21 protein-coding genes are annotated in these 20,070 nt (G+C 43.6%); 9 read left to right on the plus strand and 12 right to left on the minus strand.

Annotation, left to right across the window (positions count from 1 at the left end):
* Nucleotides 1-405, plus strand: a complete 405-nt coding sequence (locus JNUCC21_RS06300) for a hypothetical protein (RefSeq protein ID WP_326220537.1) — start codon at nucleotides 1-3, stop codon at nucleotides 403-405.
* 77 nt (nucleotides 406-482) lie between these two features.
* Nucleotides 483-830: a hypothetical protein gene (locus JNUCC21_RS06305; RefSeq protein ID WP_326220538.1), complete on the plus strand. Its 348-nt coding sequence runs from the start codon at nucleotides 483-485 to the stop codon at nucleotides 828-830.
* A 122-nt stretch (nucleotides 831-952) separates the two neighbouring features.
* Here JNUCC21_RS06305 and JNUCC21_RS06310 read toward each other — a convergent pair whose 3' ends face one another.
* On the minus strand, nucleotides 953-1,141 hold the full coding sequence (locus JNUCC21_RS06310) for a hypothetical protein (protein WP_213390673.1): 189 nt from the start codon (nucleotides 1,139-1,141) through the stop codon (nucleotides 953-955).
* Nucleotides 1,142-1,537: 396 nt separating this feature from the next.
* On the opposite strand from JNUCC21_RS06310, the gene JNUCC21_RS06315 reads away from it, so the two are divergent.
* Nucleotides 1,538-1,942 carry a hypothetical protein gene (locus JNUCC21_RS06315; protein ID WP_015239644.1) on the plus strand — a complete coding sequence of 135 codons (405 nt, stop codon included), beginning with the start codon at nucleotides 1,538-1,540 and terminating at the stop codon, nucleotides 1,940-1,942.
* 213 nt (nucleotides 1,943-2,155) lie between these two features.
* Here JNUCC21_RS06315 and JNUCC21_RS06320 read toward each other — a convergent pair whose 3' ends face one another.
* Nucleotides 2,156-2,446, minus strand: coding sequence for a contact-dependent growth inhibition system immunity protein (locus tag JNUCC21_RS06320; RefSeq protein WP_015417243.1), 291 nt, complete (start codon nucleotides 2,444-2,446; stop codon nucleotides 2,156-2,158).
* Nucleotides 2,447-2,462: 16 nt separating this feature from the next.
* Nucleotides 2,463-4,337, minus strand: coding sequence for a ribonuclease YeeF family protein (locus tag JNUCC21_RS06325; protein WP_369878679.1), 1,875 nt, complete (start codon nucleotides 4,335-4,337; stop codon nucleotides 2,463-2,465).
* A gap of 520 nt (nucleotides 4,338-4,857) precedes the next feature.
* Between JNUCC21_RS06325 and JNUCC21_RS06330 the strand changes: the two genes are divergently transcribed.
* From JNUCC21_RS06330 to JNUCC21_RS06345, 4 genes are all read left to right on the plus strand, one after another.
* Nucleotides 4,858-5,220 carry a hypothetical protein gene (locus tag JNUCC21_RS06330; RefSeq protein WP_025284574.1) on the plus strand — a complete coding sequence of 121 codons (363 nt, stop codon included), beginning with the start codon at nucleotides 4,858-4,860 and terminating at the stop codon, nucleotides 5,218-5,220.
* 290 nt (nucleotides 5,221-5,510) lie between these two features.
* Nucleotides 5,511-5,897 (plus strand): VOC family protein, encoded by a 387-nt coding sequence (locus JNUCC21_RS06335; RefSeq protein WP_007407334.1) that lies wholly within the window; start codon nucleotides 5,511-5,513, stop codon nucleotides 5,895-5,897.
* A gap of 353 nt (nucleotides 5,898-6,250) precedes the next feature.
* The gene (gene bla, locus JNUCC21_RS06340) at nucleotides 6,251-7,171 is read left to right on the plus strand and encodes a class A beta-lactamase (RefSeq protein ID WP_369878814.1); all 921 of its coding nucleotides are present in this window, start codon (nucleotides 6,251-6,253) and stop codon (nucleotides 7,169-7,171) included.
* Between the two features lie 117 nt (nucleotides 7,172-7,288).
* Nucleotides 7,289-7,570 carry a putative quinol monooxygenase gene (locus JNUCC21_RS06345; RefSeq protein ID WP_007407331.1) on the plus strand — a complete coding sequence of 94 codons (282 nt, stop codon included), beginning with the start codon at nucleotides 7,289-7,291 and terminating at the stop codon, nucleotides 7,568-7,570.
* Between the two features lie 99 nt (nucleotides 7,571-7,669).
* Here the strand turns inward: JNUCC21_RS06345 and JNUCC21_RS06350 are convergent, their stop codons facing one another.
* The 9 genes from JNUCC21_RS06350 to lacG all read right to left on the minus strand — a co-directional run bounded on the left by JNUCC21_RS06350 (nucleotide 7,670) and on the right by lacG (nucleotide 18,317).
* Nucleotides 7,670-9,082 carry an MDR family MFS transporter gene (locus JNUCC21_RS06350; RefSeq protein ID WP_369878680.1) on the minus strand — a complete coding sequence of 471 codons (1,413 nt, stop codon included), beginning with the start codon at nucleotides 9,080-9,082 and terminating at the stop codon, nucleotides 7,670-7,672.
* A 142-nt stretch (nucleotides 9,083-9,224) separates the two neighbouring features.
* The gene (locus JNUCC21_RS06355; protein ID WP_007407329.1) at nucleotides 9,225-9,698 is read right to left on the minus strand and encodes a MarR family transcriptional regulator; all 474 of its coding nucleotides are present in this window, start codon (nucleotides 9,696-9,698) and stop codon (nucleotides 9,225-9,227) included.
* Between the two features lie 285 nt (nucleotides 9,699-9,983).
* Nucleotides 9,984-11,096: an arabinogalactan endo-beta-1,4-galactanase gene (locus tag JNUCC21_RS06360; RefSeq protein ID WP_369878681.1), complete on the minus strand. Its 1,113-nt coding sequence runs from the start codon at nucleotides 11,094-11,096 to the stop codon at nucleotides 9,984-9,986.
* A 51-nt stretch (nucleotides 11,097-11,147) separates the two neighbouring features.
* Entirely contained in the window at nucleotides 11,148-12,647 is a 1,500-nt protein-coding gene (galT, locus tag JNUCC21_RS06365; protein ID WP_369878815.1) for a UDP-glucose--hexose-1-phosphate uridylyltransferase, read from the minus strand.
* A gap of 1 nt (nucleotide 12,648) precedes the next feature.
* Nucleotides 12,649-13,641, minus strand: coding sequence for a UDP-glucose 4-epimerase GalE (gene galE / locus JNUCC21_RS06370; protein ID WP_012117333.1), 993 nt, complete (start codon nucleotides 13,639-13,641; stop codon nucleotides 12,649-12,651).
* Nucleotides 13,642-13,644: 3 nt separating this feature from the next.
* Nucleotides 13,645-14,814: a galactokinase gene (locus tag JNUCC21_RS06375; RefSeq protein WP_369878682.1), complete on the minus strand. Its 1,170-nt coding sequence runs from the start codon at nucleotides 14,812-14,814 to the stop codon at nucleotides 13,645-13,647.
* Nucleotides 14,815-14,829: 15 nt separating this feature from the next.
* Nucleotides 14,830-16,527: a PTS lactose transporter subunit IIBC gene (locus JNUCC21_RS06380; RefSeq protein WP_064116079.1), complete on the minus strand. Its 1,698-nt coding sequence runs from the start codon at nucleotides 16,525-16,527 to the stop codon at nucleotides 14,830-14,832.
* Between the two features lie 11 nt (nucleotides 16,528-16,538).
* Nucleotides 16,539-16,853, minus strand: coding sequence for a PTS lactose/cellobiose transporter subunit IIA (locus JNUCC21_RS06385; RefSeq protein ID WP_007407323.1), 315 nt, complete (start codon nucleotides 16,851-16,853; stop codon nucleotides 16,539-16,541).
* A gap of 63 nt (nucleotides 16,854-16,916) precedes the next feature.
* Nucleotides 16,917-18,317: a 6-phospho-beta-galactosidase gene (gene lacG / locus JNUCC21_RS06390; protein ID WP_199022477.1), complete on the minus strand. Its 1,401-nt coding sequence runs from the start codon at nucleotides 18,315-18,317 to the stop codon at nucleotides 16,917-16,919.
* Between the two features lie 252 nt (nucleotides 18,318-18,569).
* Here lacG and JNUCC21_RS06395 point away from each other — a divergent pair, with 252 nt between their 5' ends.
* Both JNUCC21_RS06395 and JNUCC21_RS06400 read left to right on the plus strand, forming a co-directional pair.
* Nucleotides 18,570-19,331: a DeoR/GlpR family DNA-binding transcription regulator gene (locus tag JNUCC21_RS06395; protein WP_007407321.1), complete on the plus strand. Its 762-nt coding sequence runs from the start codon at nucleotides 18,570-18,572 to the stop codon at nucleotides 19,329-19,331.
* 17 nt (nucleotides 19,332-19,348) lie between these two features.
* Nucleotides 19,349-20,032, plus strand: a complete 684-nt coding sequence (locus tag JNUCC21_RS06400; RefSeq protein WP_124693093.1) for an HAD family phosphatase — start codon at nucleotides 19,349-19,351, stop codon at nucleotides 20,030-20,032.
* The last annotated feature ends 38 nt before the right edge of the window (nucleotides 20,033-20,070 follow it).

Consider the following 20,070-nt stretch of genomic DNA (forward strand, 5'->3'; position numbering starts at 1 on the left):
ATGAGCACAGTATATTTTGAGGATATTAATAATGTATTGTCAAAGTGGGCTGCAAACGATCCTCCAATAGAAGACTTCACTGTTGAGAATGTTCTATTCGCTATTGGTGTAGACATTGATTCGTATGATTTTGTACTAAAATATTTAATGAGAAAACGGGATTTTGAATTAATTCCTAAAAAAATGCTTTTGTGCCCAAATAACCATAAGGTTCGATCTTTTGATCTGGAAGAGGAAATTGAGGATTATTTTGATTGCTTTTGTGGTGAATTAGACTTTATTCCCGAGCCAGAGCACTTTTTGTTAGTTTTTGAGTTCACAGATTATTTTATAACCCAATGTCAAAAAAAAAAGAGACAAAACAGCTTGAACAGAAACTTGAGCGGGAGGCTCCTGTTAGTCTAGCTGATAAAGTAAGAACAATGAATGAACTGATAGTTAATGGACAATTTGAAGAGATAACGAGAGGGGCCTTCATTTACGTGGATAAAACAACTCATAACAATGTTTATAACCCAAGCGGAACTGCAATTAGTTTTGGTTCGCATTCTAATAACACAGTGATAAATAACAACAATAAAGGAGACAATGAGCTAGAGGAATTAACCAAATTACTGCTCACTGAGATAAAGAGTTCAGAATTAAAACCTGAAAGACAGCAAGAATTAAACGAGCTTGTGGAAGCAGCTAATTCTGAGGTAACCGCAGAAAAACCAAAGAAAGCAGTGTTGAAAAGCTTCATAGAGTCAGCAGATTCAATAATTAAGACTGCTTCTAACTCAGTGAATTTGATTTCGGCCTTTGAAAAATGGCAAAATTTTTTCTCTTAAAAAGCTTACTTTTATGTAAGCTTTTTCAATGCTTTTATTTAGCAGTCGAATAGGTACCTATTTTATAAAGAGACTCAAATGTATCTCCTTTTAAATCCTTTGTTTAACCTTATTGTAATGTGTCAAAACATCCACTTCTCTTTTTTCTTATCCCACTTCAAAATGCGCTGCCTCATCAAATTTTTCACAGCAGCACGGATCGTCTGCTCATCTTTTCCGGTTTTTCTTTTCAATTGTTCCATGGAGGGATTTTTCCCGAAGCGGGTCATATTAAAAATAATCCGATACACTTTCCGTTCAAAATCAGTCATTGCAATTCAACTCCTGTAAAGATGATATGCGAACATAGGTTCTGTTGTCGATAAATCTGATTTGGGGACAGTTGGGGACGAATTGGGGACCAACTTGTTCATTTTTAGCCAAAACAGAAGATTTATTATCAGAAAGCCTGGTCAGCAAACCTTATAAAATAAGGTTTCAAAATAAAACGTCTGTTCGTATCAGAAGATAATCACTACCTTGACAGGGTAGAGGTCGCTGGTTCGAGCCCAGTCGGAATCATACACTGCGGTTAGAGACGTTATATCAACGTTTCTAGCCGTTTTTTATTGCGTTGACTTAGTCGTATTAAGGCGCAGGGTAGCGGTCCTACCAACGACAAGGAAGCGGTTTTTATTGCGGTGACTTAACCGAATGGAGGCGGTAATATGTCCGCAAATAGAACAGGAAAACGCGTCAAAAAGGAACGTACTTTACGGAAGACTACGAGCAATCTCGATGTGCTTTTCGTACAGTTTCGCGGAAATCAGAGGGGCGGGCGCAATCAACGCTCAACCAATACGAAGACAATTACAGGTTCTTTCGAATTTTTGGATCGTAAGGGGATCGGGCGGTCCATTCACGAAATGAGCCGAGAGGTAATTCGTAAGTATATCGTGTACAGTCAAGACGAGTGGGTTAAATTCGAGGACCATTATTTTAAGAAGGACGAGCATATGAAGAAAAGGCTTGCGCCGGGGACGATTAATACATTAGCGTTTTTTTTTAAGACGTTAGTCGCATTTCACGATGTCAGAAGCTGGGTGAACGATTCGTCTAGTCTATATGTCTAAGAGCATTGGTGGAGTAACGGAACAGGATACCGTCGAATTGTGGGCCGTATCTCTTTTTAGGGTCAAAATTGTTGAAAAGTTCAGCTAGTGATGCCGTCAAGTAGTTCCAAACCGCACTGTCGGTATTGCGTTTCTATCCGGATAAGAAAGCCGAAAAATTCGGTATCAATATAAAAAGGCCCTCCATAAAATGGGGGCCTTTCAGTGTTTCTTTTAAATAGCCTCTTTTAGTTGTTCTATTACACTTTTTAACCATTCTATAGGCGGTAAGCCAATTGTCGGGAAATATATTTCTGCATTACACTTTATAATGTCTTCCTTTTCTTCTTTGGTTAGATCGCTATTTAGAAACTCTTCGCAATACTTTACTGTAAATAGCAAACCTTCTTTACTAATTTCCTCAATAAATTCGTCTAAGGCGTGTTCAGGGGATTGGATATCTTGATGAAATGTTGCACCTAAAAAATTTTCTAATTCATCTAAGAAATCATACCTTTCATCCATGATACTTCCTCTCTTTCTATTTGGTTGGATATCCTGTAAGAATAAAGTTACCGTTATTATCTTTTTTGAGTATAATTTTTGCGTTTGTGACGTTTTCTACTAGTTCTGAATTTCTTGATACACTTTTGCCGATTATTTCTCCATCGCCCTTGTATCTTAACATTAATTTAGGTTTTTTAGGATCATCAATCCAATTTTCGATTTTCTTTATATTTTTTGGATCGTTTAAAACTGAATTAGCAATTCTTTCAGCGGTAGCCCTATCTTTAAAAGTAGATGAAGCTGTAATATGTGGGTTAGGATCAGTTTTCAGTCTTTCTATTAATTCTTTATCTGTTTTCCCAACATGTCTTTCTATAAGGTGTCCGCCTTTTGCTTCGTGAGCAGCTAAACCCCCGCCCGGTGCGAGAGGACTGCTGTCTCCTTGTTTAACACTATGTATGCCAGAAGTCACAGATTTACTGAGCACACTCTCTTTCTGATCTTCAATAATACTTTTCAACAAAGGAGTATTCTTCACATTGTGAGTGTTTTCAATATCCTGTGCTATTCCGGCAAGCGCGGGTTCGTACTTGTTTTTCGAAAAGGAATTGATGTAGTTTTGTCCTTTTTCAATCCCGGTTTTTACATGTTTTGCGGCTGCTTTTTCTCCAGCTTCCAAGACGTTATCCACTTTGGCGGCACCTGTTTTCGCGAGCTTGCTTGATACTTTTACAGCTGAGCCGGAACCTTTGAGTCCCACAATGCTCCCGATGGCGTAGGTGATGTAATGTGATCTTGAATACGCATCCCCGTTAACCATTTTATCATTCCATGAATCCGCCAGGTTTGTCCATATGATTTTTGCGTAGGAGGGTGTGTTCAATACGGCCGATATGGTTTTAGCGACTTTTTGTTCATCAGAGAGATGGTAAAAATCCCATGCGCCGACAGCGAGATCTTTGACGCCTGTTATGGTGTCTTTCCCGACATCATAAAGGCCGACGCCTATTCCTTTAACGATATCCCAAGCCGTTTCTCCGACTTCTTCTAGCTGTTTTGCTTGTTCAAGCTGCATCACATATTCCACCTGAGCAGGTTCAAGGTTTTCATAGCTGATTTTCTTCGCGATTTCTAAGTATTCATCCGGATCGGTGACACCAGCGGCCAGCTTTTTCTTCAGATCCTTGATCGCTCGCTCTTTCGCCTCTTCCTTTTTAATCGTCAAATAAGCATCCGAATGTCTTGCGATATCGCCTTTCTTCTTATGGATGTCGCTTTCTCGGTACGCTTTGGCGTTGTAGTGAAGCGGCGTGGCGCTTTTTCCTTTGCCTGTGGCGTTTTGGAGCTGCTCAAAGTCGGCCTGAATGAACTGTTCGTTCGCTTCGGTTTCTGTGTATTCCTTCGTTAGATCGTGATCAAGCTTGTCGAGCTTATGTATTGTTTCGCTTCTTTTTTTGTCAGCTGAAGAAAGCTTCTGATCTGTGCTTTCGGTTGAAAACAGATCAAGCGAGATGATGTCTTCGATCTCTCTGAGGATGGACCCCATGTCCTTTTTTTGCCCTTCCATAATTGCCTTTGATTTACTGAGGGCGTGGGTGAGCTCATGCTCCAGAAATGATTCCTCCACATGCGAATTGGAAAGTCCGGCATCTTCGACCTTACCGGGAAGGCTTGTGAGAAATGCGATTTTCATGTCGATCAGATCAAGCCAGCTGTCTGTGACGCCGGCGTGGTCCTTAAAAAAAGCTTTGATGTTGTCAGCGCCCCGGCCTGAGAAATCATTGTCACCGAGATCAGCCATACCTTGAAACGCTTTTTTCAGGTTGACCATTTGGCCGCGCAGTTTTTTATATTCACCCGAACGCTGTTTGGCGGCGGCGAGGAGGGTGGTTGCTTCGAAAACTTTCATGATCATATCCTTTCATTCGAAATACTTCAACGAGATATTACCATGGAAGAATGAAGGAAAAGACAAATAAGTATTTTGAAAGTGCAAAATGATTAATTTGTTCTGGGTAAATTTACTTATTTTATGATCGGGAATTGGGGAAGAGTTAGCTTTAGGTTGAATCGGTTGTTAGAACATCATGTGACGCACCTCCTTTAAAAAGCATACACACATATTAGAGGGCTGAAATTTACCCATATGAATTGGATACGCCGGCCCAAACGGCTTTTCGCATGGAACCAACATGCGGCAACTGGTCCACAGCTTTGGAAATTTCATCCTAACAGGGAAGTACGGCAAGCATTGGGAATATAAAGGAATATAGGCTTACAGCTATGCAGGATGGATGAATATCCGTCAGACGGCGAAGGAAAGGCAATCTCCATGTAATTGTGACGGTTTGAATGCGGGTGTATGGAACTTCCCATTCATCTGCTGTTACGTCAGAGGGACGAAGCGACTTTTTTGAGGAGGAAGCGGAATGATTGAATTTACACGGCCATCGCCTATGAAGAAAACATGCACGATGCACCCGGGAAAGGAATCTGTCAGATCGGTTTCGTTTACTGATTTTAACGGCAATTCTGTAACAGTAACCCTTTGTCAAATGTGTCTGGCTGAATTAAAAATGAAAGCCGCGACTGAATACAGGAGCATGACAGAGGAGCGGGCCAAACTGAATCGTTTCAAGATTGGTGATCATGTGTATTTAGAGCATTTGGGAGTAGTCAGCGAGATAAAAAACATGGAAGGCGCTCAAGTGGCAAACAGGACAGACACAGACGGAGTCCGGAAGGCTACCCCTAGGGAAATCGCAGAATACAAAAAACAGGGGAAGCAATGACGGTGAAAAAACGATTCAGTCAATCATTTATCAGTTGTGTTACTTACAGGAGCGGCGGCCGGATGTTTACGGATGCGCGACTTACACGGCCGGAGCCTCCACGGTGAAGTGAAGGAAAATTCAAACCAAGAATGTGAATTAATCAAACGCAGTTTCATGAATCTCCGAAGGCTTTCATCCGAAATTTAGGTGCAGTATGGAAAAAAATTTATGGAAACTTGACATAATGCTGTCAGGTCCCTATTGTATGATTAAATGAATGGCCAGTAAAATGATAGGAGGCGTTCAATATGAAATTGCTGCAAATTAGACTATTGGTTAATGACTTTAAGAAAAGCGTCGAGTTTTATAAAGATTCATTAGGACTTCCAATAAGTTGGTTAGAGAAGGAAATGGAATATGCACTCTTCGATAATGGAGAAACGAAAATAGAGCTTTTATCTCGAGAAAATATGGCTGAAATAGTTGGAGAAGAAAGAAAATCTTTAGACGGAGATGCGCAATCAAGATTTTTGCTTCAGTTTAAGGTAGAAGATGTTGATAAAACGTATGACTATCTGCACAAGCAAGGGATTAAATGCGTCAATGAACCGCATGATCGTCAGGAATGGCGTGCACGAGTTGCTCATTTCAGAGATCCAGATAATAATCTTATTGAAATATATAAAATGATATAATTTTTTGACTGGCAGGATTAAGGTAATGCGTTTGTTAACTTACCTTATGATTTTTATAGTCTGCAAGAGAAACATATATAGGTCCAAGACGGAAAGCCTGCGGACACTGATCATTGCACAGCATCACTGTGCTCTGACTGGTGTCCGTTTTTATTTGCACGGAGGGATAACAAATAGATGATGAACACGAAGCGGAAATGCAAACATTCAGACGGCAAGGGCGGCGCATTTAAGCGCAAATAAGGGGATGAATCAGAATACAGGATTTAATCATTCAAAGGAAATATATTGACTTTCATCCTGTTTGTAATGTTAATTAGAAGATGTATACAAAATCATTTTAATGAGGAGGTCTGGATGTGAAAAATAAAGCGAGAATACAATTTGGAATATGCATTGGACTTTTATGTTTAAGCTTTACCGGTTTCAATCCTTTATTCGGCTCAGCGCATGCTGAAGCGAAATCTATAGAGGACGCAAAAATGACAAGCTGTATAACGAATCAGAAATTTGTTCAGCTTGAGAAAAAATTTGATGCCAGGCTCGGCGTTTATGCGATTGATACAGGTTCAAACAAGACAATCGCCTATCGGCCGAATGAACGGTTTGCTTACGCATCAACCTATAAAGTTCTGGCTGCAGCTGCTGTTCTGAAGAAAAGCTCAAATGAAAAACTTAATGCCATCATCCGCTACAGCAAAGACGATTTGGTTACATATTCTCCAATCACAGAAAAACACCTGGATACAGGCATGAGCCTGAAAGAAATCTCAGAAGCCGCTGTCCGTTACAGCGATAATACCGCCGGGAACCTATTGCTGCTGCAGCTTGGCGGTCCCAAAGGTTTTGAAAAATCATTGAAACAGATCGGGGATCATGTAACGAAAGCTGATCGATTCGAGACGGATCTAAACTCTGCGATTCCCGGGGATCGTCGTGACACAAGCACCGCAAAAGCACTGGCAACTGACCTTAAGACTTTCGCTTTGGGTAACACTCTCACGGCTGACAAGCGCACAATTTTAACAGATTGGATGCGGGGCAACGCTACCGGCGACGAACTGATTCGGGCAGGCGCTCCTGCAGGATGGGAAGTCGGCGATAAATCCGGAGCCGGAAGCTACGGCACACGAAACGACATTGCGATCGTTTGGCCGCCTGACAGAGCCCCAATTGTTTTGGCAATCCTGTCAAACCGGTTTACGGAAGATGCCAATTATAATAATGCGCTTATCGCTGAGGCTGCAAAAGTCGCTCTTAATGCTCTTAAATAATTACCGTTCATTTTTATGGACGGTTTTTTATATGTTGAGAATGCGGTATGCCGGTTTCGTTTTTCGATACATGTTATAATGTAAAGCCATAAAAAGATGGGAAGAGGGGGAATTTCGATGCATTACATAACGGCATGCTTAAAAATCATCAGTGATAAAGACCTTAATGAAATAATGAAAGAGTTCAAAAAACTTGAGGAAGAAACGAACAAAGAAGAAGGCTGTATTCAGTTCCATGCTTATCCGCTCGAACCATCAGAACGCAAAATCATGCTTTGGGAGATTTGGGAAAACGAAGAAGCTGTTAAAGTCCATTTTACGAAAAAACATACAAAAGACGTTCAAAAACAAGAATTAACGGAAGTAGAATGGTTAATGAAAAGCAATGTGAATGAGTAAAAGGCTTTGTCTATTGTTGGCTGACTCTGCCGGCAACCATCATCAGTTTCATTCACTAAAACCCTTGCTGTGCAAGGGTTTTTTACTTTAAAAAGTTCTTTATATCGCAGTCTTTTTATGGGTAAGGAACAGACTTGGAACGAAGATGGCGGCAAGGATGATGACGGATACTAAGAATCCGGCATGGTAGCCTTTTAAACTGTTCGGAATCGTCGGCTGCAATCCTTGTATGACAGTTGCGGTAACGGTTGCGATCACAGCTGACCCAAAGCTGGAACCGAGGTTTTCAATCATATGAATACCGACACCTGCTTCCGGAAGCTGTTTGCTGTCAAGACCTGTATAAGCGTTACTCATCAATGGGAGCATAATTCCTCCAAAACTGGTGCCGCGGATAAATAATACGACGGAAATCCAAATCATACTTGTGTTATCGGTGATAAAAATAAGCGGGATAGATCCGATCAGCGAAAGAACAAGACTGACCGTAACCACGTATTTCGCACCGATCTTATCAATCATTTTTCCGATCAGCGGACGAGTCACGAGCATTCCGACTCCTTGAGGGATTAAAGCGAGTGCTGCTCCGACTGCCGTGAACTGACGAATGTTTTGAAAAAACAGCGGAAGTATTAACATCGGCCCCATGATGGCAACATTCGCTAAGAACAACCCGATCGAAGATGATAAGAAGCTTTTGTTTGCAAACAAATTCATAGGCAGCACGGTTTGGTTTTTCTTGATCAGATTATATACAAGATAAATGGCTGCTGAAACAAGACCGATGCCCGCCCATAAAATGGTGTCGCTATTGTTAAATGATGCATGATCCGCCGCTTTCGTAATACCGTACATCAATGCCGCGCTCATTAATGACAAATTGATAATCCCGAAAATATCGAGTTTACGATCTTTGTTGAATGGTTCAAATTCTGGAATGGTTTTCATCATAAGCGGTGCAGCAATCAAAACGATGAACACGTTGATGTAAAAAATCCAATGCCATGAAGCGCCTTGGACGATGAAGCCTCCGATGACAGGTCCTAAGATCGGGCCGAAGATCATAGGGGTGCTGACGATTGCCATCACTTTTCCCAGGTTTTCCGGACCTGCCGTTTTAACCAAGAGTGTTGACATAAGCGGAGTGATAATGCCGGCGCTGAATCCTTGAAGCAAACGGAAGAAGATGAAGCTGGAAACGTCACGGCTCATTCCCGCAAAAACAGAAATGACACCAAAGGCGATGACTGAGCCGATGAAGATTTTCTTACCGTTATATTTATTCATAAGCCAGCCGGATACGGGTACTGCAATCGCAAGTGCTAACATATAGCCTGTAACGGACCACTGAATGATATCCAATGTTGTGTTGAAGTCTTTGGTCAGTTTGCCGATGGCGATGTTTACCATCGTAGAGTCAAGCATTGGAGCGATTGCTCCCAGTGCAATAGCCCAGGCGGCTGTGAGAACTTCTTTTGGAAGCCGAAGTTCCTTTCTTTTATGTGTTGACATAGTATTCTCCTCTCAAAATTGCTGTCTTTGTTTCCCTGTCAACAAAATAATAGAGTGGTTTTGTTTCTTTGTCAACAATAAGAGGGATATAAAAAGGCAGCCCGTTTTCATGGAGACGGGCTGCCTATGGTTTTATTCATATTTATTCCGATTTCATGTCTGCACCAAGTTTCTTTATTTCTGAATCCAAATGCCTGCTGTATGTTTCCACGAAGTTCAGCATCGTGTCAAATTGTTCATCAGTTACTTGTTCAAACACGATTTTGTCCCGTTCTTGAAACTCTTTGTGCAATTCCTCGTGAATTTTATAAATGACTTTTCCTTGCTCAGTAAGCCTGAAATAGATTTCTTTCTTGTTAAGCGGCTTCTGATAGCTTTCGATAAGGCCTTTATTGATAAGCTTCTTCGTTAATTTACTTATGGCGCCTCTTGTCATATAAAGGGACTCCGCAAGTTTTGTCACATTGGCGTCTTCAATTTTTTCGATGAATTCGATGCAATGCACTTCAGAAGGTTTATGCCCCTTAAGGCTTTCTTCCATCTTCAGCCTATTCAGCCACACCATCTTGTTAAAAAAGTCCCTGAAATCCGTGAGGAGCTGTTCTTTTTTGTCCATGTCCCGTCCTCCTGCTCGGTGGTGCTTACACAATATTATAAAATGTTTGTTTCTTTTTCAACAATCGTAAAGTTATTATTTAGGAACTGAGAGATAGTGCGCAGAAATAAGAAGGAGGGGGAAGAGAAGAAGTATTCTATTTAAAAAGCGGCTTTTTAACCGAAACGCGGGTTTTCGGGTATTTTTCTTTCCGTATTCGTTACTTGCTCTGTTTCATAACAGGCCAGCACTACAGCCTTATAAAAAAGCAGGCTGCGCAATGAGCCTGCTTGAGATTCGCATCAATCATTTTCCTGTTGCGGCGTCATGAAAAGCGTCAATTGCGGTTGTGTATTTCAAGACGTTTTTAGACACTTTGGCGGTTGCGCCTAATGGATACGCGTCTGACAGAACGCTGGAGTGAGCTTCGGGTTCCCAGTAAAATACGCCGGTTCCTTTGCCGTTCGGAACGGCTTTCACCAGTTTTATGGTGTCTTTTATGGTCCAGTAGGAATCTTTCGGATTATTTTCATCTCCGCCCAGTTCAACCACCATGACTTCCTTGTTGTAGCGTGAGGCGATGTCATTCAAATTAGATGATAAATGGCTGGTGAGCTCCCAGTACGGCTTACCTTCCCAATAGGGATAGAACGAAACGCCGATGATGTCGGTTTTTCCTCCGTTTTTAAAGAATTGATCAAACCACCATCTGAATAGGCTGTTGTCCGTGCCGTGTGCCAAATGGCTGATGACCTTGGTGGCCGGGCTGACGGATTTCACGGCGTCATAGCCTTTGTTCAGTAAGGCGGTCAATTTGCTGAAATCGTTCGTGCTGCCGTCGGGCAGTAAAATTCCTGAATTCATTTCATTCCCTACTTGCACCCAATCAGGGGAGATGCCGTGATTTTTAAGTTCTTTCATGACATCGTACGTATGGTTATACACGGCTGCCTGCAGCTGGCTGTTTGAATAGCCGGTCCATTGGTTCGGCTTGATCTGGTGGCCTGGATCAGCGAACACATCACTGTAATGGAAGTCAACCATTACCTTCATTCCTAACGCTTTTGCCCTTTTGGCCGCTGCAAGTACGCCCGCTTTGTCACTATAGCCGAGCATGGTCCATGTTGTGCCGTCTTTCAGCCAATAATAGCTGCTTGGCGGATTCACAAACACTCTCAGTCTCACGGCATTTATTCCGTGATCTTTAAGAATCTGCAAGGCATCTTTCTGTTTTCCGCCGTCATCCAGCCAGCGCACACCTTCGTCCTCCATTTGTTTCAGCCATCCTATATCAGCGCCATAGGCAAACGGGGCTTCCGCTTTTGCTTTAGGAGACTTCTCAAAGAATGTAAAAGCAGTGAAAATGAGAGAAAGACAGATTGCGTTTACAAATACACGTTTCAATCGGTTTTTGAACATCACAATACCTCCTGATAAAAAAGATTGTTGATTGATTTCACTCTGAATGTTTCAGCTGCCATTCTCCAATAACGTCGTGAAACGCTGAAACGCCTGAATTCCTTCGGGTGTCATTTTAAAAACGCCTGCATCGGTCAGCGCGCGTAAAAATACATTCGCGGTTTCTTTTTGTAAAACAGCGGCTGCATTTTCCGGTGTCACGTCTTCATCCGCTTTGATGTTTTCGGCCCACGGAAGATGAATGTCTTTGATGTCATGAGGTTCATTCAGTAAATACTTTTTCACTTCTGCCAGCTCATCTTTCAGGCGGGGAGGTAAAACGGCGAGTCCCATCACTTCAATCAGACCGATATTTTCTTTTTTGATGTGATGGACATCTTGATGCGGGTGAAAAATGCCATCCGGATAATCTTCGGAGGTGCGGTTGTTTCTGAGAGCGAGATCCATTTCGAAATCCGTTCCCCTGCGTCTGGCAATTGGAGTGACGGTATTATGGGGTTCATTCGTTTTTGCGATGATGCTGACGGTTTCGTCTGAATATTCCCGCCACTTTTCAAAAACATACGCAGCGGCATCTGTCAGCAAATCCGGATCTTTTGCGCGAAGGCGGATCACTGATACCGGCCACTTCACGGCTTCGGCCTGAACGTCTGGAAAATGACGTATATGAAAAGGGTAGAGGGAACCCGCTTTTGCCATCGGAAACTCATGGGCGCCGCCTTGATAATGATCGTGAGAAAGAATGGAGCCTCCTACGATCGGCAAGTCTGCGTTTGATCCCGCAAAATAATGCGGGAAGATTTCCGTAATGGCCAGAAGCCTTCTGAAGCTGTCACGGCTGATTTTCATCGGCTTGTGCACGCTTGAAAGAAAGATGGCGTGCTCGCTGTAATACGCATAAGGAGAGTATTGAAACCCCCACTGTTCTCCCGCTAAGTCAAGCCTGATGATGCGGTGGTTTGAACGGGCGGGGTGATGCGGTGTTCCGGCATACCCCTCGTTTTCCATACAGAGCAGGCATTTCGGATACCGGTTTTCCGGACTGTTTTTTACCGCGGCGATGTCTTTAGGATCTTTTTCCGGTTTTGATAAATTAATGGTGATGTCCAATTCCCCAAAAGGTGTTGGTGAGCGGTACACGATATTTTTTCGAATGGCCCGCGTCTTAATATAGTCGTTGTTTTGGCTCAGTCGGTAAAAGTAATCTGTTGCTTTTTTCGGGCAATCTGATAACAATTTGCTGAATGCGGCATTGATCAGAGAAGGGGCCGGCGTGATCACGTCCATGATTCTGCTTCCCAGCATGTCTCTTTCAGCCGGCGTATCGTTAATGATTGACCGTTTTACCGCGTCTTTCACCATTTCGTCCAAATAGTGAAGCCTGTTTTGTTTCTTGATATGTTTCGGTTCTGCATAATCCGGCAGTCCGAGCAGATCGAGAAGTCTGTTTCTTGTATAAATCACATCTGTTTCATTTATGTCGCCTAAGACAGTGCTTTCTTTCAGAAACCCTGCCACTGATTCAAAAACTTCAATGACCGCCGCCTCCATTTCATTTGTCCTTGTATCCGTTTGGATGTTGCCGATGCCAATTCCATGCTGACGCAATGATTTCCGATATGTCCGTTTGTTTCGGATTCCAGCCCAGAATGTTCCGCGCTTTATCGCTGGAAGCAATGAGGGTGCTTGGATCACCGGGTCTTCTTGCGGCCGCTCTTACTTTTATGTCTCTTTCGGTCACTTGCCGGGCCGCTTCCGCCATTTCTGATACGGAAAACCCGCTGCTTGATCCTAAATTGAAAATGCCGCTGTCTCCGCCGTTTTGCAAATATTCCAGAGCGAGAATATGGGCATCGATTAAATCGGAAACATGGACATAATCGCGGATGCACGTGCCGTCTTTTGTATCATAGTCAGTGCCGAATATCAAAACCTCCTCGCGCTGACCGAGCGCGGTTTGTAAAAGGATAGGGATAAGGTGGGTTTCCGGATGATGATCTTCTCCGATGGAACCGTCCGTTTTCGCGCCGGCAACGTTAAAATACCGAAGCGAGACATATTTTATGCCGCAGGCAGTTTCACACCACTTCAGCATTTTTTCTGCCATGAGTTTTGATTCGCCGTATGCGCTTTCCGGCTTTTCCGGCATGTCTTCTGTGATGGGCACTTTTTCAGGTTCGCCGTATACAGCGGCGGATGAAGAAAACACAATGTGTTTCACCCCGAATTCCTGCATGACCTCCAGTGTAATTTGCGTACCGTACACATTATTATTGAAATATGAAAGAGGGTCTTTCATTGATTCGCCGACAAGGGATTGAGCGGCAAAATGGAGAACGCCTGTTACGTTCTCCTTCGCAAACACAGAGCGAAGAAACGGTTTGTCACGGATATCTCCATGGTAAAAAACTGCTTTTTCATGAACAGCTTTCCGGTGGCCTGTCTGCAGATGATCAACAGCTATCGTTTTAAATCCTTTGTTTAATAATTGATCAACCGCATGAGAACCGATATAGCCGGCTCCGCCGAGAACGAGAATCGCCATGATTTATTTTTCCCTCCATTCAGCCGCGCCATCGCTTATATCCGCGATGTAGAAAGAAGCTTCAAGACCTGTCCTGCTGCGGTAGTGAGATGAAACGGCCCGGATAAAGCCGGCGGTTTCTTCATTTTCCACAATGGCTATGGCGCAGCCGCCGAACCCCGCGCCCGTCATCCGCGCTCCGAGTGCTCCTTCTTTCCAGGCTGCTTCAGCGAGTGCGTCTAATTCGTCACCGGTCACTTCATAATCATCGCGTAACGAACGGTGGGACGCATTCATCAGCTCGCCGAACGTTTTCAAATCATTCGATTTGAGAGCCTCCGCGGCTGAGAGGGTCCGCTCGTTTTCATTGACCGCGTGCCGGGCTCTTTTACGCAAAGTTTCACAGGAGAGAAGGGATTCGAGTTCGTTGAATTCTTCTGCCGTCAATTCCGCAAGTGATGCGATATTCCGATATTGCCGCAGTTCCGAGAGAGCTGCGTCGCATTCGCTGCGGCGTTCATTATATTTTGAAGCGGCCAGCTCCCGGCGCTTGTTCGTATTCATAATGACGATTTTATATCCGTTAAAAGCAGCCGGAATCATTTCGTGCTCAAGCTTATCGCAGTTTAACAGAATGGCCATGTTCTTTTTGCCTTTTTGCACTGCGAATTGATCCATAATGCCTGAATTCACGCCGATAAATTCATTTTCGACTCTTTTTCCGATAAGCGCCAGTTCAGTATCGGAAACATCCAGGCTGAATAACTTTCTTAAAATGGAACCGGTTAACATTTCAATAGAAGCGGAGGAGCTTAAACCGGCTCCGTTTGGAATCGTACCGTGAAAAAGAATATCCATTCCGCTGTCTATTTGGCCGCCGGCTTTAAGAAGGTAATGGATCATCCCCTTCGGATAATTGGCCCAGCCGTCTTCTTTTTTGTATGCTGTGGCGGAAAGATCAAGGCAGACAATGCCGCTGTCAGGAAAGTTTTCTGAGTATAACCGGATCTGGTGATCTCCGCGTTTTGCGCATACGGCATATGTTCCGATCGTGATCGCGCATGGAAGAACGTGGCCGCCTATATAATCCGTATGTTCCCCGATCAGGTTGATCCGGCCGGGTGCGAAAAACAGGTCTCCGTTACTTCTCTTGAAAATGTCTTCGAATCTTGATTTTAAAAGTTTGGCATCCATGATAAACCTCCGATTCTATTTTGAGGTATGCTCCAGTATGAACTGAATGGCTTTTTGTGAATTTCTGGTGAGGCTGATATATTCTGCTCCTTTCGTTGCGATGAGTTTCACTTGCAGGCGGTCCGCATCTTCTTTAATGTCATCATAATAAGAGCCGACTTGCGGAGCTAAAATGATCATATCGAAGTCTTTCATGATGTCGTAATGGGATCCGTAGGCGCCTGCTGAGGCGGTAATCGGCACGTTATATTCTTCGGCTCCTTCTGTCAGTGCGTTCGCAAGCATGGCGCTCGTTCCCGCTCCGGCGCACAGCACTAATACATTGGTGCCGTGTTCCAAGGCGGATGAGGATTCCTGAAGATTTGTGCTGATGACGGAGGACGCGTCTTCGGAGGCGCCGGCCATGGCGGGCTGTAATGTTTGCGGCGCGGTTTCAGGCTCGGTGTGTTGGGCTTCTTTCGCCGCTAATACTTTGTCATAAGCTTTGCAGAATGGCAGGTATATCAGGAAATCGACAATGATTAATACAGCCGTCAGCACAAAAGCCGAGAGCCCCATGCCGGTTCCGAGAATCAAGCCGGCGGGCGCCGGGGTGGCCCACGGAAGAACATACATAAAACTGTTCATTCCGATGACATCCACGAAAAATTTAAACAGACAGACATTCACCATCGGCGTTACAACAAACGGAATGAAAAAATAAGGATTTAAAATGATCGGCGCAGCAAAGAGCAGAGGTTCGTTTACTGCGAAAGACACCGGAACCGCGGATGCTTTTCCGACAGCTTTCAATTGCTTGGATTTCGCGAAAAGAAGAAAGATAAACGGAACCACAAGGGTTGCGCCGGTTCCTCCCATTGTGCCGACGAAGTTCCCGAGTCCGACGGTCAGCACGTTGGACGCCTGCTCGCCGGCATTATGAAGCTGAAGGTTCGCCTCCACATTTGCGTAAATAATAGCTGCGATGGCCGGTTCCACAATAGAAGGACCGTGAACGCCGACAAACCAGAACAGCGCCATCATTCCCCAAATGACACAAATCCCGAAATAACCGTCTGCGGCGGTAAAAAACGGCGATAAGAGAGAGGAGAGAGCCTCTGCAAACGATACGTTCAGCGTGTTCCTGATCAATAAATCAACGATCACCATGGCCAACACGGAAAAAGCGAACGGAAAAACATCTTTAAATGTTTGTGAAATGGTACCCGGTACTTCTTTAGGCATTTTAATCGTAATATTTTTCAGCACGCAGAATCTGTAAACGTTCACTGTTATGAAAGCGGATACAAAAGCGGCTAAAAGACCTTTTGTGCCGAGGTATTCCGTGGAGAATCCGCCATCAATTTGAGTGACGCTTAAAATGAGAAACCCGACGACTGAAGCAAGCATCGCTGAAACGGGGTTGATCCCTTTGTTTTTAGGCATTTTTCGGTTCATTGATTCACTCAGGCATTTCGCACTTGTTGCCGCAACGATCAGACCGAGGGCGCCCATTGAATAGTTATAAACTTTCCAAAGCCATTCAGAAACACTTTTAGGCCAAGTGAACCCCAACACTTCCGGCACAGCGGCGGTGAGGATGAAAATGCTGGCGAATAAAATAACAGGCATGGCCGTTAAGAAGCCGTCGCGGATCGCGCCTAAATAAATGTTTCTTGAGATTTTTTCAAAAAACGGTTTTCCCTTTTCGATTTGCTTGATGATACCGTTCATTTTTCCACTCCTTATCGGCGGCTTCGGTAGAGTTCTATAAAATCCTGAATAAGATCACGGAGCAAAAGGGTTGTCATCAAGTGGTCCTGACCGTGAACGAAAATAAATCCTAATTCCATGTCCTTGCCGTCAGCTTCTTCAGCTAACATTTTCGTTTGCGCATTGTGGGCGAGGGTTAAATTTTCATCGGCGCTTTTCAATGCTGCTTCCGTGTTTTCGAAGTTTCCGGCACGGACTTCTTTCAGGACTTTCAATAAAGTGCTTCTGGCGTCGCCGGCATAGGCGACGATTTCAAAACCGAGCATCTGCAATTCTTCCTTTGTCATGAAAAAAACCTCCTAAAGACGGCACACATGATGAAAAGAGACTCTTTTCACCATGTATGATCGTTAAATGATTGTTTTTGTTTCACTTACAAGTTTGTACCAGTAGGCCGATTCTTTCGGATACCGTTTTTGGGTGTCAAAGTCGACGTAAAAAAGACCGTAACGTTTGTTGTAGCCGTTGGTCCATGAAAATAAATCCATTAAGGACCATAAGAAGTACCCCTTTACATTGACTCCGTCGGTAATCGCTTTACTGACGGCTTCTAAATAGACTTTTAAATAGTCGATTCTTGCCTTATCCATAATGATGCCGTCTTCAAACTCATCTTTATAGCCCATGCCGTTTTCGGTAATGTACATTTTGTTATATTGCGGATAGTCCCGTTTGATGCGCATCAGCATGTCATACATGCCTTCAGGATAAATGAGCCAGTCCCAATCGGTCCGTTTCAGGCCTTCTTTGTAAATTCTTTCGCCGATTCCTTTTACTTTATAGACCGAAGTGCCCTTATCGCCCGTTCCGTTATGGTGAATAACGGTTTCTCCGTCGTACGCTTTGACGAAATGGCATTGATAATGATTGATGCCGAGATAATCATTGCGCGTTGAAGCTTTTTTCATCACGTCAAAGTCACTGTCTGAAAACTCGTATGAAGCGCCGTTTGCCTCACAGATTTCATCCAGAGCCCGCATGGTTTCCTCAGAATAATAGCCGAGGTAGGTGGCGTCGAGGAGAAATCTCACTGATAACGCGTCATCCAGAAAACAGGCGCGGCGGTCTTCTTCTGAGTCGCTGGCGGGATATTTTGTTTCCAATGAGTGGACGACACCGATTTCTCCCGGATAGCCGCCGTCTTTAAAAAGATTGACGGTCATCGCATGCGCTACCATCATATGATGGAGGCATTGAATGACTTTTGTGATATCACTTTTAACAGATGGCGGGAAAACCCCGAGTAAATACTGGTTGGTGGCTGTGGGATAAATTTCGTTAAACGTGCTCCAATATCTGATTTCGCTGAATTCTTTAAAGCAAAACTCCGCATAGCTGACGAACGCTTCTATTGAAGCGCGGTTGAGGAAATCTCCCTGGTCAAATAATCCTTTCGGTGTATCGAAATGATGCAGCGTGACAAAAGGGGTGACGTTGCGTTTATGGCACTCTGAGAAAATACGATGATAGTAATCAACACCTTCCTGATTGATTTTGCCCGTGCCGTCAGGGAAAATTCTCGTCCAGGCTATAGAAAGGCGGATGCCGTTTATTCCGAATTTTTCACATAGTTTAATATCTTCCGGAAACTGGCGGTAAAAATCACTTGCCGGATCAGGGCTGAATCTTCCCTGTTTTTCAAGAAATTCATCCCAGGCCACAGGCCCTTTGCCGCCTTCTTTTGTGGCGCCTTCCGCTTGATATGCCGCAGTCGCCCCGCCGAAAATAAAGTCATGAGGTAATTTGAGCATTACTGAATCCTCCTTCGCCAATGTGTGAATTGAAGTTTGTTAATGTTTGTAATTGTTATCTTTTGTTTAATAGTAAACGCATACATTTTTGTTGTCAATAGCTTCATAAAGAAATAAAATCTGTTTTCATAGGGGTTATATAAGTTTTTCGTTGTTTTATATGTTGATTATGTTGTTTGTTAGTGTTTGTTTTTGTTGACCGGATAGCCGCGGTGTGTTAGATTGTGTGTAAAGTTGAGGGGATGATTGAACATGTTAAAAAAAGAGCGTCTTTTAAAAATCATCGATATCGTAAACTCGCGGGGGTTTATTACGGTGAGTGATATTATCGATGAACTGGATGTTTCTGATATGACAGTGAGAAGAGATCTGGACGAGCTGGATAAGGCCGGAAAAATCGTACGTATTCACGGAGGCGCACAGAGCATATCTTATTCCATTGATCACGAATTATCGCATAATGAAAAACTGGGTGTTCAAATGGATGAGAAGGGGAAGATCGCGGAACTCGCAGCTTCATATGTAAATGACGGCGATACCGTTTTTTTAGGGCCCGGCACGACGATTGAACTTTTAGCCAAACACCTGCTGCATAAGCGAATCAGGATTATCACAAACAACTATCCCGTATTTGATATTTTAAAACATGGTGACACTGCGGATACCATCCTGATTGGCGGCGATTTCCGAAAAAATACCGGTGCCTTCGTCGGGCCCATCGTGAACGGCAATCTGCAGAAATTCAATTTTACGAAAGCCTTCATCAGCGCCAACGGCATACATAATGATGAGATTTCTTCTTACAGCATTGAAGAAGGGGAAGCTCATCAAATCGCGCTGAATAATTCGCGGACGAAATTTTTGCTGGCGGATAATAAAAAATTCAACCGGGAAGATTTTTACGTGTTCTATAACTTACATGATATGGATTATCTGATTACGGATGATAAAGTGATGAAAGATGTTCAAATTCATTACGAGCAATATGTAGATGTCAAAATCGCAAAAAAATAAAAAAGGCGGGCGGTTCAATGAAAGGGGTTATTTTTGATTTTAACGGCACGATGTTTCAAGATTCGCATCTGCACGAAAAAGCATGGTTTTTCATGGTGAAAAAATACGCGCCGAAAACCATTTCTGATGAAGAGATTTTCGTTAACATTCACGGGAGAACAAACAGTGAAATCCTGACGTATTTTATTTCCGGCGATTTAACAAATGAAGAAATCAAGAAGCTGTCTTTTGAAAAAGAAGCCTACTACAGAGAATTATGCCTTGAAAACAAAGATGAGTTAAAGCTGACGAAGGGACTGACCGGCGTATTGAACCATCTGAAAAAATCAGAAACGCCAATGACCATTGCCACGGCTACGGTAAAGGAAAATGTCGAGTTTTACTTTGACGTCTTTCAGTTGGATCGGTGGTTTGATTTTGACAAAGTCACGTTTGATGACGGGAGCTTCCCCGGAAAACCGGCGCCGGATATTTTTCTCATCGCATCGGAAAAGTTAGGCCTCAGACCTGAAGATTGCTTAGTCATTGAAGATGCCTTTTCGGGGCTCACAGCGGCGAAAAAAGCAGGTGCAGGCAAGATTATGGCCATTGACCCGCTTGGAAAAAACCGCGCGCTATTTGAAGAAAAACAGCTGGCGGATGACGGGATACTGACAGATTTCACCTCGTTTTTTGAGGTGATTGCCGGACATTCTGTTTGAGAGATCAGCCGGTTCTTCATGGCGATATGGCTGTACAG

The organism is Bacillus sp. JNUCC-21, assembly GCF_041222765.1.
GTDB classification, from domain to species: domain Bacteria; phylum Bacillota; class Bacilli; order Bacillales; family Bacillaceae; genus Bacillus; species Bacillus velezensis.

Excerpts from the sequence above, each read along its gene's own strand:
- JNUCC21_RS06300 (WP_326220537.1), top strand. The coding sequence starts at position 1 with ATGAGCACAGTATATTTTGAGGATATTAATAATGTATTGTCAAAGTGG.
- JNUCC21_RS06310 (WP_213390673.1), bottom strand. The coding sequence starts at position 1,141 with ATGACTGATTTTGAACGGAAAGTGTATCGGATTATTTTTAATATGACC.
- JNUCC21_RS06315 (WP_015239644.1), top strand. The coding sequence starts at position 1,538 with ATGTCCGCAAATAGAACAGGAAAACGCGTCAAAAAGGAACGTACTTTA.
- JNUCC21_RS06320 (WP_015417243.1), bottom strand. The coding sequence starts at position 2,446 with ATGGATGAAAGGTATGATTTCTTAGATGAATTAGAAAATTTTTTAGGT.
- JNUCC21_RS06325 (WP_369878679.1), bottom strand. The coding sequence starts at position 4,337 with ATGAAAGTTTTCGAAGCAACCACCCTCCTCGCCGCCGCCAAACAGCGT.
- JNUCC21_RS06330 (WP_025284574.1), top strand. The coding sequence starts at position 4,858 with ATGATTGAATTTACACGGCCATCGCCTATGAAGAAAACATGCACGATG.
- JNUCC21_RS06335 (WP_007407334.1), top strand. The coding sequence starts at position 5,511 with ATGAAATTGCTGCAAATTAGACTATTGGTTAATGACTTTAAGAAAAGC.
- JNUCC21_RS06345 (WP_007407331.1), top strand. The coding sequence starts at position 7,289 with ATGCATTACATAACGGCATGCTTAAAAATCATCAGTGATAAAGACCTT.
- JNUCC21_RS06350 (WP_369878680.1), bottom strand. The coding sequence starts at position 9,082 with ATGTCAACACATAAAAGAAAGGAACTTCGGCTTCCAAAAGAAGTTCTC.
- JNUCC21_RS06355 (WP_007407329.1), bottom strand. The coding sequence starts at position 9,698 with ATGGACAAAAAAGAACAGCTCCTCACGGATTTCAGGGACTTTTTTAAC.
- JNUCC21_RS06360 (WP_369878681.1), bottom strand. The coding sequence starts at position 11,096 with ATGTTCAAAAACCGATTGAAACGTGTATTTGTAAACGCAATCTGTCTT.
- galT (WP_369878815.1), bottom strand. The coding sequence starts at position 12,647 with ATGGAGGCGGCGGTCATTGAAGTTTTTGAATCAGTGGCAGGGTTTCTG.
- galE (WP_012117333.1), bottom strand. The coding sequence starts at position 13,641 with ATGGCGATTCTCGTTCTCGGCGGAGCCGGCTATATCGGTTCTCATGCG.
- JNUCC21_RS06375 (WP_369878682.1), bottom strand. The coding sequence starts at position 14,814 with ATGGATGCCAAACTTTTAAAATCAAGATTCGAAGACATTTTCAAGAGA.
- JNUCC21_RS06380 (WP_064116079.1), bottom strand. The coding sequence starts at position 16,527 with ATGAACGGTATCATCAAGCAAATCGAAAAGGGAAAACCGTTTTTTGAA.
- JNUCC21_RS06385 (WP_007407323.1), bottom strand. The coding sequence starts at position 16,853 with ATGACAAAGGAAGAATTGCAGATGCTCGGTTTTGAAATCGTCGCCTAT.
- lacG (WP_199022477.1), bottom strand. The coding sequence starts at position 18,317 with ATGCTCAAATTACCTCATGACTTTATTTTCGGCGGGGCGACTGCGGCA.
- JNUCC21_RS06395 (WP_007407321.1), top strand. The coding sequence starts at position 18,570 with ATGTTAAAAAAAGAGCGTCTTTTAAAAATCATCGATATCGTAAACTCG.
- JNUCC21_RS06400 (WP_124693093.1), top strand. The coding sequence starts at position 19,349 with ATGAAAGGGGTTATTTTTGATTTTAACGGCACGATGTTTCAAGATTCG.